This is a genomic window from Sphingorhabdus sp. (assembly GCF_044239005.1).
Classification (GTDB): domain Bacteria; phylum Pseudomonadota; class Alphaproteobacteria; order Sphingomonadales; family Sphingomonadaceae; genus Sphingorhabdus_B.
On sequence record NZ_JBIICH010000063.1, the window covers coordinates 1 to 12249 of the forward strand.

Here is a 12249-nt window from a genome sequence, read left to right on the forward strand (position 1 = left end):
CCAGATTGCCGGTTGCAATGAATTCTGCAAGCCGCTAAGTGCCCGCCTTCACCACATGGCGGCATTGCTGATTAGGCAGGTTGTTGTTTAGGGGCCCGATGGCGGAGTGGTGACGCAGAGGACTGCAAATCCTTGCACGCCGGTTCGATTCCGGCTCGGGCCTCCATACACCTCACAGATAAAACTCCAACGACATCTTCAGTCCAGAAACGGCGCCTTTCTGGGGCCCTCCGGGCTTAATGCCGCTGCGCTAAAGTCTCTGCGGAGACCAAAAGAGGGCCAAATCGCCTTGACTTGACCCTCAGTCTCGACGCGCAATAGCCCGTGCCATGGATGCAGCAATTTTGTCGCGTATCCGTTCCACCTGCGCCCAGTTATGTGTCGCGCAACTTCTGAGAGGCTTCCAAAGGTCTGCCCCTCAAAGACCACGCCGCTTTCTATCACGACCACCTCGTAGCGACGGCCCGCCCATTCGCGGGCCAGCCGCATACCTGGCTGGGCAGAAGGGCGCAGCACATTTTGCTCCTTAGCGAGTATCCGCCGCGTCGCAGCATCTAGGTCGCCGGAAGCTTCCGCTTGGATGCGCCAAGCTAACACCCGCCGCAACAAATCTGCCGCTCGATGCTTAGGCGGCGGACCACAGCGTTTCTGCCATTCTGCTCTAACGTCCGCTAATGACATATCAATAAGCTCGGCGACGACAGCAGTGGCCTGCTTCTTGCGGCTTGATGATTTTAACATAGGTGGTCTCCGATCGCAGCAGGCCCCATGCCTTCTGTCACCACCCACAGCCCCCCGGTTAGAGCCGGCAGGGCAAGCCGCTTCGATCAGTGCCGAAGCGCAATGTGTTGTTGCTCGTATTTAGAACGCAGTCCAGTCGAGTTTACATTAAAAGTGGATGCCCGGGACTGTGAAGGTTAGGTGTATGCAGTGCCCGTCGTTAACCCCCCGGCTAAATCAGGCCGCTCGTGTCAATGGCAGCTTTGCGCCCAATTGAGGTCGTTCCGAGAGCGGTCGTGGATGCCTGAAAGCTGCCCAAGCGGAGATCATAGCTTTGTTTCGGTAGGATGGCCAAAAATGGGCCGGTAGCGGACTGACCGCTATTAAGTAGAAAGCATAGATTAAAGACAAAGCGGTTACCAAAAACTCGCCAATAATTCCTTGCACTTATGGCTATTGCCGAGAAGCCACCGAACGTAATTTACCTCAATTTGTTCATCAGACATCGTCGGACATCCTGCGATGCGACAATATGAGTTCAGCTTCGATTTGACGCAGAAAATGACGAACTAGCGTCACTATGTCGTCTCGCCGATTTGCCGGCGAACCTATGATTAGCCGGTCTGCCCTCAATCGTGTGAAATCAAACTTGTGCTACCCTGCTTCTTATCTTACTTCGCAGCTTGAAAATTAAGCTGGCGAGGGAAGGCAGCAAATATGCGGGCTACGACGCCGACATCCATTAATGCCGATACGCCAGCCAAGTTGCCGATTTGGCGGCAGTTATATGTGCAAGTGCTATTCGCCATCTTCCTCGGTGCTTTGTTAGGGCATCTCTATCCCGATATCGGTTCTGCCTTAAAGCCGCTTGGCGATGGCTTCATTAAGTTGGTCAAAATGATCATCGCGCCCGTTATTTTCCTCACCGTTGCAACGGGGATTTCCGGCATGCGCGATTTGTCGGCTGTCGGCAGTGTGGCGGGAAAGGCATTTGCCTATTTCTTTTTCTTCTCGACGCTTGCGCTGATTATCGGTCTTGTTGTCGGCAATATCGTACAGCCCGGCGCTGGCTTAAATATTGATCCCGCCTCGCTCGATGCCAGCAAGGTAGCGGATTATGCCAAGACATCAGAGGGGCAGACAATTGCTGGCTTTGTACTCAACATAATTCCAGAGACTTTATTCAGCGCCATGACCAGCGGTAACATACTGCAAGTGCTGCTTGTCGCCATACTGACCGGGCTCGCGCTGTCTGCCACGCGCCCCCATAGTAATTTGGTGCTTGACGTCCTTGCTTCATTCAATGCGGTGATTTTCAAGCTCGTTCACATGTTAATGAAATTGGCTCCAATCGGGGCGTTTGGAGCGATAGCGTTCACGATTGGCGAATTCGGCATCGCCTCACTTGCTAACCTCGCAGCTCTAGTGGCTACTTTCTATCTTACCTCGCTCCTGTTCGTGGTCGTCATACTTGGCGCTGTTGCATATTTCACCGGGTTCTCCATTTTTAAGATGATCCGTTATTTGCGTGAAGAACTTTTGCTGGTGCTTGGCACATCGTCTTCCGAAGCAGCACTTCCCAGCTTAATGGAGAAGATGGAAATTGCTGGCGCACGGAAATCGGTAGTGGGCTTGGTTGTACCTACCGGCTATTCCTTCAACCTCGATGGCACCAATATATATATGACGTTGGCCGCTTTGTTTATCGCCCAAGCCGTCGGCATAGATCTTTCCATGTCCGAACAATTGGCCTTGGTTTTGGTTGCAATGATTAGCTCAAAAGGCGCTGCTGGCGTTACAGGTGCAGGATTTGTGATCCTTGCGACAACGCTTTCGGTCGTGCCATCTGTGCCCGTAGCAGGCATGGCGCTGATACTGGGTATCGACCGGTTCATGAGCGAATGCCGCGCGCTGACCAACTTCATCGGCAACGCTGTCGCGACGATTGTTGTCGCACGATGGGAAGGCGCGCTGGATACCGAGCGTTTGGCCGCTGCGATGGCAGGGGCGCCCATGCCGTTGCCCGAAGAAGATATCGAACGACATGAACGCAGCGGGCCACGCAGCGAAGCTTTGGCCGAGGCATTGAACGAGCAATCATGATCGCGCGACGCACCTTGCTGCAAAACCTTGCCGCGCTTTCGGCGGTTGGCGCGCTACAATTGGGCAGCGGCATGCCCGCTTTTGCTGAAGAGCGCGAAGAAATCCTATTATGGCCCGGCAAGCCGCCTGGCCAGGGTGGGGTGACGGGTCCGGAAAAGGTCGGCGAAGCGGGCGCAGGATTGGGCGCACTGTCAAATATCTCGGTGCCCCGTATGCGCGTCTATCGACCGGAAAAGACAAACGGAGCGGCGGTTGTCGTGTGTGGTGGCGGTGGGTATTTCCGTATTCAGTTGAAGAAAGAAAGCACACCAATTGCCCATTGGCTGCAAGCGCGCGGATTTACAGTATTCGAATTGCTTTACCGTCTACCAAATGACGGCTGGGATGCATCCGTACCGTTCATGGACGCGCAACGGGCAATGCGGATCGTGCGGACCAGAGCAACCGAGTTCGGCATCGATCCAAAGCAAATCGGTATTATGGGTTTCTCCGCAGGCGGGCACCTCGCTGGGTTTACTGCGCTACAGTCGCAACGGCAGCTTTATGCCGGGTCGGACACATATGAGAAAGTCAGCGCCAGACCCGACTTCTCGGTACTGCTGTTCCCAGTCGTTTCCCTTCGGAAGCCCTATGATACAACGCGCACCCGGCGTGAAATCATCGGCGAAACGCCGAGCGCTGAGGCAGAGAATGCCTGGTCGCTCGACACATATGCTAGCGCCGATGCGCCACCGACGATCATTTTTGCATCAGCGGACGATAAAACCGCTCCGCCGGGGCATGGCATCATGCTGTTTGAAAAGCTCAACGCTGCCGGTGCATCAGCGGAGTTGCATATGTTTCGCGACGGCGGCCATGGCTGGGGTCTTGGCCGTCCCGAACAGGTCTTGAGCCAATGGCCGGAAATGTTCGTAAAGTGGTTCGATTCAGGAAAAATCATACAAAGTAAGCAGGGAGAATAAACATGGGGACCAAGATAATACGCAAGGTCGCGTTGTTCAGCACAACCGCGTTGATGACAGCAAATATGGCATATGCGCAAGATGCTGCGACCGTCGCGACTGAGGAAGCCGAAGCATCAATCGTCGTAACCGGTTCACGGATCCAGGGCGCGCAGATCAACGACGTCCTTCCGGTTACCGTTCTGGACGAGCAGCAGATTGAGAATACCGGCGCATCGTCGGGCGACGAATTGTTCCGTTCACTTCCGCAGAATGGAACCATCGCGTTCAACGAACAAAACGCCACCACCCAAAACAACGTTCGCGGTGATGTCGGCTCGGTGAACCTGCGCGACTTGGGTACCGGAAACACATTGCTGTTGATCAATGGCCGCCGGATGAACCTACACCCCGGTTTCCAGACCGAGTTGCTGGTGCCCGTAGTCAGCCCCGACACCAACGAGATTGCACCCGGCAGCGTTCGCCGGATTGAAGTCCTGCGCGACGGTGCTTCGGCCATCTATGGAGCCGATGCGGTCGCAGGCGTGATCAACACCGTGCTCAAGGGCAATTTGAAAGGCGGCTTCCTTGAAGGTGACTGGCGCGCATCGGATGGAACCAGCTTGTACAGCTATTCCATCAGCGGCGGCTTAGGGTTCGATTTCGGCGGTGGACGCGGCAATTTGACCGTATATGGCGGCCGTTTCCATGAAAACGGCCTTGGTTCGTCGGGCCGCGAATATTCGCGCGACGATGATCGCACACGGTTGCTCGTCGGAACCGATTTCGAAGGGGAAGCCTCTTTCAACAACCGCAACACTTTCGGGCCATTCGGTCAATTCGATATTCAGACGTCACCCAACAGCCGAACACCGATAAACGACGACGACTTCTATCTGCAACCAAGCACGTTCACCGGCTGCCGCATGGATTTCCTTAACGGCATCTGTGCCCGCAACGGAGAAACGCCGACCACGGCGGTGCGTTATAACACCATATTCGGTAACTCGCTGATTAGCCGTAAGGACCGCTACAATGCAATGGCGCTGTTGAACTACGAATTGACGGACAGTGTCGAAGCGTATTTTGAAGGCAGCTATTACCGATCGGAAAACCAGCGCTTTAATGATGCATCGGCTATCCTCAGCGCCGTTCCAGTCGGCATTGCACGAACCGCCTATTGGAACCCGTTTGGCCCGACCACGCTGGTTGGCGGCGGAGCCAACCCCAATCGTCTGCCTGGCACCACCATCCCCACCACCGGCGCTGATGTAATTATGGAGCGCTATCGCTTTGTCGATGGTGGCAACCGTAGCGTTTTGGTGGACAAGGACGCTTACCGTCTTGTCGCGGGTCTGCGCGGCAATTTCGGCGCGTGGGACTTTGACACCGGGTTCGTCTATTCCGAATCGAAGTTGACGGATCTTGAAACCAACCGCGTGTCGCTCACCGCGATGCAGCAATCGATCAACCGTACGACGCCCGATGCTTACAATCCGTTCAATGGCGGATGTCTCAATGATCCCGGCCAAGGCGATTGCACGCCGAATCCGACCGCCGTATTCGACACTTTCCGTATCAACGTGTCCCGCAAGGGCGGCACCAGCCTTGCACTGGCAGACTTCAAGGTCAGCCGCGACGACCTGTTCGTCCTCCCCGGCGGCAACGTTGGCGTTGCAACAGGTGTTGAATGGCGTCGTGAGACCTTTTTCGATGATCGTGACCCCCGCCTCGACGGGACGATTACATTTACCGACAGCGTGACTGGCGTATTCAACGGCAGTGACGTTGCGGGAACCAGCCCGTCACCCGACACAGATGGGTCGCGAACAGTATATTCGGGCTTCGCCGAATTGTTCGTACCTGTCGTCAGCGCAGACATGAATATTCCACTGGTCGAAGAATTCAATGTGCAGATGGCCGGACGGGTCGAGCGGTTTGAAGATATTGGCGCCACCGCGGTGGTCCCGCGCGTTGCCGCATCATGGACCACCATTCCCGGCGTCACATTCCGTGGCGCATGGTCGCAAGGCTTCCGCGCACCAAATCTGGCGCAGGTCAATGATGACGGTACCACCCGGTCCAATACACGCGACGATTTCGTGTTTTGCCAGGCACAGGTCCGAAAAGGCCTCCTATCCAGCCTCGACGCCTGCCCCGGTGCCGGTGTCATCAGCTTCCGGTCGGGCGCTCGAAGCCTCAAGCCCGAAGATAGTGAAAGCATAAACCTTGGTATCGTGCTTGAGCCGAAGTTTATTCCCGGCCTGACACTGACCGCCGACTATTGGCGGGTAAAGCAAGCCGAGTTGGTTGGTACGTTCGGCGACGACAACGCAATTGCGCTTGATTTGCTCCGCCGTCTCGGTGGCAGCACCAATCCAAATGTTATCCGTTCTGCGCCGACCGCGGATGACATAGCATTGTTCACTGGGACTGGCCTTGCCCCGGCGGGCAAGATTGTTCAGGTGCTCGATCCGTACCTTAACCTTGATAGCCGCGTGTCCAAGGGCTGGGACTTCGGGATGGCCTACAATGTGCCCGATTTCGGGGCGGGCAAGTTCCGCCTTCGCTTGAACGCGGCACGGCTAAACAGCTTCGTCCAGAGCGCTAGTGCTGACGGTGAGGAGCTGCTCGCTGGAATTGCTTCCGGTAAACTACCAGCTGACGTCACGGTTGGCGGGCTGGGTGAATTGCTCGAAATCGACGGCCGTCCCAAATGGCGCGTCAGCGGATCGATCAATTGGGAAACCGGTCCAGTCGAGATCGGCCTGTTTGGCCAATATACTGGCAAGGTATGGGACACCAGTGTTGTCCGGGACATATTGTTGGTTTCGGATGATCCAAATGCCAACTTCTACCGGGTCAACGACCAGTTCCTTACCAACCTTTCGGTTTCTTACACGATCAACAACGACACGGCTCTTAACGGAACCCGGTTGCGCTTTGCGATCAACAACCTGTTCGACAAGGATCCGCCACTGGCTGATGAAACCTATGGTTTTTACAGCGAGTTGTACACGGCGCGCGGACGTGTCTTCCACGTCGAACTCCGTAAGAAGTTTTGATGTGACGCGGCGGGCGGGAACTTTGTTATCGCTCGCTGCGTGGATTGGGGTCGGGTCGGTTGCACACGCGCGGCCACCCGCCACCCCAGTGTCATCGGAGTCCAAACCTACGCTGTCAGGTTGCAGTACAGCGAAAGCTAGCGTTAAATTTGATTTTGAGGGCGCGTCCCGTTCGGTTTGTTACGTGGAGGGAGAACGGACGCTCTCAATTTTAGTGACACCCGAACACCTACCGCCAATAAACCCCAGCCCATGGTATGCTTTCCGGTACAGCGCAGCTGAAGGCGGGAATCTGACGGTGCATGTGCGTTACCTTGGCGCACGTCACCGTTATGCACCCAAATGGCGCGGACGCGGCGACCCTTCGGCGCTTTCCGTCGTGGTTGCCAACGACGCCAGTTCGGTGTCCATTACACTCCCGCCGGGCGAAGGTGTCATCAGTGGCCAGCCGCTTTTGACGAGTGCCCATTACGACAATGTACTTAGTCAGCTTACGAAAAGCGGCGGCGGCAGCAGGATTGTAATTGGCCAATCACACGATAGCCGCCCCATCGAAGCCGTTCGTTTGGGCTCTACCGACGCTCCGCGCCTTGTGGTGCTGCTCGGCAGGCAGCATCCACCTGAAGTGTCGGGTGCCTTCGCAATGGACGCGTTTTCACTTAAGATTGCAGAGCTGGTCCGTAACGGGTCCATAAACGGCAAAGAATTTCAGTTTCTGGTTGTGCCGTTACTCAATCCCGACGGCGTGGCCCGTGGGCACTGGCGGGGTAATCTAGGGGGGACGGATCTCAACCGCGACTGGGGAACGTTCAAGCAGCCGGAAACGCGCGCTGTCCATGATTGGTTGGCTTTTTTGCCGCCACACGTCAGGCCGGTTTTGATGCTCGATTTTCACTCCACCAACCGCAACCTTTTTTACGTGCAGGGTGATGAGGCAAATGCGCAAGGCAAGGCGTTCCTTGCTGCGTGGCTCGGGGGCAAGGAGAACGCCTTTGCAGGATATCCGTTCAAGATTGAGCCACGCGATGCCAATCCCGGCTCGGGCACGACAAAGAATTGGTTCAGCGCGAAATATGGTATTCCAGCCTATACCTACGAGGTCGGAGACGACTCAGATCCGGCAGCAGTGCGCGCTGCAGCGGAGGCGTTAGCTCAAAATTTGATACCATCTCTGGTTATGCCGCTTAAAGAGTGATGCACCCGCATATGTGCAGGGGCGCTGCTCAGTTCGATCCGGAGAGTTTTTAATGAGCCTTGCCATCACCTATCGCGCCGCAGCGGTCTTTGCTCTCCTTGGGCCATCGTTTGTGGCTGCGCCAGTTATGGCAAAAGACTGCGCACCGCTTTCGGCCGGATCGTCGCAGATAGTTTTTTCCGGCTGGGCAGGGCCTAAACTGCCTGTCTTCGTGCACAAGCCGCAAACCGCTGGAGCCGATAGCCGTATCGTTTTCGTCATGCACGGCGTGCAACGTGACGGCGACCGTTATCGCGATGAATGGCGCGATCTCGCTGAAAAACACAATCTTATCGTGGTCGTTCCGACGTTTGGCAGAAAGGATTTTCCCACCACCGGCTCTTACAATCTTGGTAACATAGTCGATGAGAAGGGCCGAAAAACACCGAAGGCGAAATGGTCCTTCTCCGCGATCGAACCTTTATTCGACGACATCGTTTGCCGCGTGTCTGGTGATCAACGGGGCTATGCGCTTTATGGTCATTCTGCCGGTGGGCAGTTTGTTCATCGCTATGTCGCCTTTGCCGATGCGCCCCGTATGGAAGCTGCAGTTGCCGCGAATTCGGGATGGTATACGATGCCGGATGATGGCGCTTTCCCATATGGCTGGGGCGGAGATGTTGCAGGACTGGTCGCGCCTGCAAAGGCGTTTCAGCGGCCGCTCACCATCCTACTGGGCACCGAAGATATTGATCGCAACGATCCCAACCTGCGCATCAACGAGGAAGCAGACCAGCAGGGGCAAACGCGTTTCGACAGGGGACACGGTTTTCTGGCCGCGGCACACAAGCAGGCAGGCGCCGTCAGGCCGCTCAACTGGAAAATCGCTTACGCACCGGAGGTTGGGCACCACAATGGCCAAATGGCTCCGTTTGCTATTCCCCACCTTTTAGGCGCAGCTGCCAGCGCACCATCGCTGCAAGTCGCCGTTAAGGCCGAAGCTGCTCTTGAAGAATTACGGTCGCGCAAGGTCGTCACAGCGGCAATGGCAACGATAATTGAGCTTGAAAGCGATTGGGCCATCCAGCGGCTCATTGAACTCACCGAAATACCGGCCCCGCCGTTCGAAGAGGAAAAGCGCGGGCTGGCTTTTGCCCGCACGTTGCGTGAAATCGGTGGTCTCGACGTTCGAATTGACGCAGTTGGGAATGTGATCGCGCGGCGTAAAGGCACGGGCACAGGTTCGGCTGTCATGCTGGCTGCCCATCTCGATACCGTTTTTGCCAAAGACGTGGACGTGACGGTAAAACGGGACGGTGACCGTTTCACTGCCCCGGGCATTGGCGACAATTCACGCGGTCTGGTATCGCTTTTATTGGTTGCGCGTGCTCTGGAACGGCATGGCATTACCACCGAACGGGACATCCTGCTGGTCGGGACAGTCGGCGAGGAAGGCACGGGCGACTTACGCGGCATGCGCCATATCTTTGCGCAGCCCGATCACGGGATTGGCAGCGTGATTGCGATTGATGGCGGAGAGATGGGACGGCTGATCGACACAGCAGTTGGGTCAAACCGCTATCGGGTAAAATTTACCGGTCCCGGCGGCCACAGCTATGGTGCGTTTGGGACCGTCAATCCGCACCACGCCACGGCGCGGGCAATAGCCCGTTTTCTCGACCGCGCTGAACCCGTTACAGCCTCCGGTACAAAGGCAACCTACTCGGTTGCATTGTTGGAAGGTGGCCTTGGCATCAACGTCATACCAACTGACAGCGCGTTCGAAATCGATCTGCGATCGTCGGACGCCAACCGTCTGGCTGCTCTAGATGCGATCTTGCGATCGGCAATTGGTGCAACGCTTGCCAGCGAAAATGCGGGTAAGAAACAAGGCGGGCTGTTGGCAGTCGAGATCAAGGATCTTGGAAAGCGCCCGGCAGGCACAAATGCCGCCGCCGCCCCGTTGGTCTCCAATGCTGAAGCGGCTCTTTCTTCTTTGGGCGTCGAACCGAGCCGGAACGCCTCATCCACCGATGCAAATCTGCCCATGTCGCTGGGCATTCCCAGCATAACCATTAGCCGTGGTGGCATCAGCGAACGCTCGCATTCTAATGATGAATACTGGATTGCAAAGGACCCACATCTTGGGCCGCAAGCAGCATTACTCATTAGCCTCCTTGAGGCCCGCGTTAGCAATGATAGCCCGTTCGCAAGATAATCGATACACGCCCTGCACGATTCTTCTAAGGCCCCCACCATGTGCCGGTCTGGGATCGACCCAGTACCGGTTATCAGCCAAATCATTTGTCTTCTATCGGGCACTTCTTACTTAATCGCGAACGACCGAAGTTGAGCGCAAAGCCGTCGGACCGCTCGCGGCCAAATTGCAGCCTTTGCCGACTTGTAGGTTGTTAAGTTGACCGTTCGGGAGTGGCGGGCAGGGCAATTATGCTATCGCCTTGATCACATGGATATTTGCCATCTCTCTGTTATCGGCAAATACCTTAGCTGTTATCAACGCAGCACTTCCCTGTTATCGAGATTTAAATTCCCTGTTATTTTTTAGGGAATTCGGTCGAAAAGCGCAGGCATACTTCGCGTTCCATGAGACCAAACTCTCTTAATCGACCTCGAAAATTGATATTTTCCCTGCTAATTCCCTAACAACAGGGAACCTCAGGCAGAGACCATTGTCTGTTGGCTGCGCACACCTCCATTTTCTCATATCTAATTAGACGCAACGCGGTGTCCCTTGCGGTCTGCGGCTGCAGCGAATCGTGGTTGCATCACGCACCTTTTTCGTGAACCGATTACGGTGCAAGGTGTTGAAAAACTTTGATATGGCTATCTAAAATGCATAAGCAGCAAGAATTGCAAAATTACCGGCAAAAAGATGACACGCACCGTTGCCGCACTTTGCGTTGCGTGAAGGTTCACAAAGAAAGACTATGATTATGGCAAGAGCGATGGGTGGATTACTGGTTTTGTGTGCATTGGTCTCTGCTTGCTCTGATGCTTCCGAAAGCCAAACGGATCAGTTTGTGCCTGCACCAAAGCCGGCGGCAGTAGCAGCATCAGATGTGACGACCCTCGACGGTACTGCGATAGCCAGCTTCACCGGAAACGCTGTGAACGGCAAGGCCGTGTTTGCCCAATGCCGTGCGTGCCACGTCACGGATGCAGGCGTAAACATGTCGGGCCCATCGCTACACAATATAATTGGCCGCATGTCTGGAACTGTGCCTGGCTATAATTATTCTGCTGCAAATGCCGGGGCCAAATTTGTGTGGACGAAAGAAAAGCTATTTCAACATCTGGAAAAGCCGCAGCGCGTAATCCCGGGCACAAAAATGATGTTCTCAGGCATACAGGACGCCCAGAAGCGCGCCGATGTTATCGCTTATCTTGAAACGCCGAGCTGATATTTTATCGCACGAAAGCAGCTGCAGTCATCTTTCAGTCCCTATGGCGCATGGGTTATTTTTATAGTTCATAAGATGCTCAAGGATGAAATGCGGCACCGTCAGCGTTGATATCAGAATGAATGCAGACCGGACGACGCCCATGTCCGAAGGAACGTCGCCTTGGTACAAGACATCAAGACGCCTAAACCCAATGAAAGCGCGGACACTGAGGCGACAATGGCTGCCCAGCATCGACCGCATAAAGCGGGGCAAGGTGCTTTGATGCCCGGGGCCTGACGGCGCCAGAACAACGGTTGCTCGCGCGCATTTCTGCGGACGCAGTGTCGCAATTATATCCGGATGTGAACCAATCTGACCTTCGGGCGTTATCCCAAGGCGCAGCATGTTCATTGTGTATTGGAGTCCCTATGACCAATATTGAAAATCTGATCGATCCCGATCCAAAACCATATAGCCAACCAAATGAAGTTCCGGGCACTTCGCCCGATGAAGTCATCCCGGGCCAAGGCGATACCGATTTCCCCGGAAGCATTCCCAGCGAAACGCCAATGGAACCGCCGGTCACTGACCCAAATTAGGACGGCAAAACCAACAGGGCTGCGCGGATGAACCGAACAGCCCTGCTTGGACTTTTAGCGCGTTTCAGCCTGCCGTGCCCGGATTAAACGATGGCGGGTCGCTGGCGGGGAAGGATGCATCTGACATGTCATCAACATCGCCCCAATCGTCACCGGGATTATCCCGCATGAATTTAGCCCCAGCGGGGCGCGTTTGATCGAAATTTTCTCGGTCGGTTTCGTCATTTGCGAACGCTGCGGAAA

At 55.4% G+C, this 12249-nt stretch carries 8 protein-coding genes and 1 tRNA gene; 8 read left to right on the forward strand and 1 reads right to left on the reverse strand.

What is annotated here, in order from left to right; genetic code table 11:
* The first annotated feature begins 92 nt into the window (after positions 1 to 92).
* A tRNA-Cys gene (locus ACILQA_RS06450) sits at positions 93 to 166 on the forward strand.
* 32 nt (positions 167 to 198) lie between these two features.
* On the opposite strand, the gene ACILQA_RS06455 is transcribed toward ACILQA_RS06450, so the two are convergent.
* On the reverse strand, positions 199 to 741 hold the full coding sequence (locus tag ACILQA_RS06455; protein ID WP_395628962.1) for a DUF2924 domain-containing protein: 543 nt from the start codon (positions 739 to 741) through the stop codon (positions 199 to 201).
* A gap of 696 nt (positions 742 to 1437) precedes the next feature.
* On the opposite strand from ACILQA_RS06455, the gene ACILQA_RS06460 reads away from it, so the two are divergent.
* The 7 genes from ACILQA_RS06460 to ACILQA_RS06490 all read left to right on the forward strand — a co-directional run bounded on the left by ACILQA_RS06460 (position 1438) and on the right by ACILQA_RS06490 (position 12006).
* Positions 1438 to 2823, forward strand: a complete 1386-nt coding sequence (locus tag ACILQA_RS06460; protein ID WP_395628963.1) for a dicarboxylate/amino acid:cation symporter — start codon at positions 1438 to 1440, stop codon at positions 2821 to 2823.
* The gene (locus tag ACILQA_RS06465) at positions 2820 to 3785 is read left to right on the forward strand and encodes an alpha/beta hydrolase (RefSeq protein ID WP_395628964.1); all 966 of its coding nucleotides are present in this window, start codon (positions 2820 to 2822) and stop codon (positions 3783 to 3785) included. Before ACILQA_RS06460 ends, ACILQA_RS06465 begins: the two co-directional genes overlap by 4 nt.
* 2 nt (positions 3786 to 3787) lie before the next feature.
* Positions 3788 to 6829 (forward strand): TonB-dependent receptor domain-containing protein, encoded by a 3042-nt coding sequence (locus ACILQA_RS06470; protein ID WP_395628965.1) that lies wholly within the window; start codon positions 3788 to 3790, stop codon positions 6827 to 6829.
* A gap of 304 nt (positions 6830 to 7133) precedes the next feature.
* Entirely contained in the window at positions 7134 to 8024 is an 891-nt protein-coding gene (locus ACILQA_RS06475; protein WP_395628966.1) for a M14 family metallopeptidase, read from the forward strand.
* Positions 8025 to 8076: 52 nt separating this feature from the next.
* On the forward strand, positions 8077 to 10221 hold the full coding sequence (locus ACILQA_RS06480; RefSeq protein ID WP_395628967.1) for a M20/M25/M40 family metallo-hydrolase: 2145 nt from the start codon (positions 8077 to 8079) through the stop codon (positions 10219 to 10221).
* 730 nt (positions 10222 to 10951) lie between these two features.
* Complete coding sequence (locus ACILQA_RS06485; protein ID WP_395628968.1) at positions 10952 to 11425, forward strand: c-type cytochrome; 474 nt, start codon at positions 10952 to 10954, stop codon at positions 11423 to 11425.
* Between the two features lie 410 nt (positions 11426 to 11835).
* The gene (locus ACILQA_RS06490; RefSeq protein ID WP_395628969.1) at positions 11836 to 12006 is read left to right on the forward strand and encodes a hypothetical protein; all 171 of its coding nucleotides are present in this window, start codon (positions 11836 to 11838) and stop codon (positions 12004 to 12006) included.
* The last annotated feature ends 243 nt before the right edge of the window (positions 12007 to 12249 follow it).

Bases quoted from the DNA above. Each gene is read 5' to 3' on its own strand.
- ACILQA_RS06455 (WP_395628962.1), bottom strand. From the start codon at position 741: ATGTTAAAATCATCAAGCCGCAAGAAGCAGGCCACTGCTGTCGTCGCC.
- ACILQA_RS06460 (WP_395628963.1), top strand. From the start codon at position 1,438: ATGCGGGCTACGACGCCGACATCCATTAATGCCGATACGCCAGCCAAG.
- ACILQA_RS06465 (WP_395628964.1), top strand. From the start codon at position 2,820: ATGATCGCGCGACGCACCTTGCTGCAAAACCTTGCCGCGCTTTCGGCG.
- ACILQA_RS06470 (WP_395628965.1), top strand. From the start codon at position 3,788: ATGGGGACCAAGATAATACGCAAGGTCGCGTTGTTCAGCACAACCGCG.
- ACILQA_RS06480 (WP_395628967.1), top strand. From the start codon at position 8,077: ATGAGCCTTGCCATCACCTATCGCGCCGCAGCGGTCTTTGCTCTCCTT.
- ACILQA_RS06485 (WP_395628968.1), top strand. From the start codon at position 10,952: ATGATTATGGCAAGAGCGATGGGTGGATTACTGGTTTTGTGTGCATTG.
- ACILQA_RS06490 (WP_395628969.1), top strand. From the start codon at position 11,836: ATGACCAATATTGAAAATCTGATCGATCCCGATCCAAAACCATATAGC.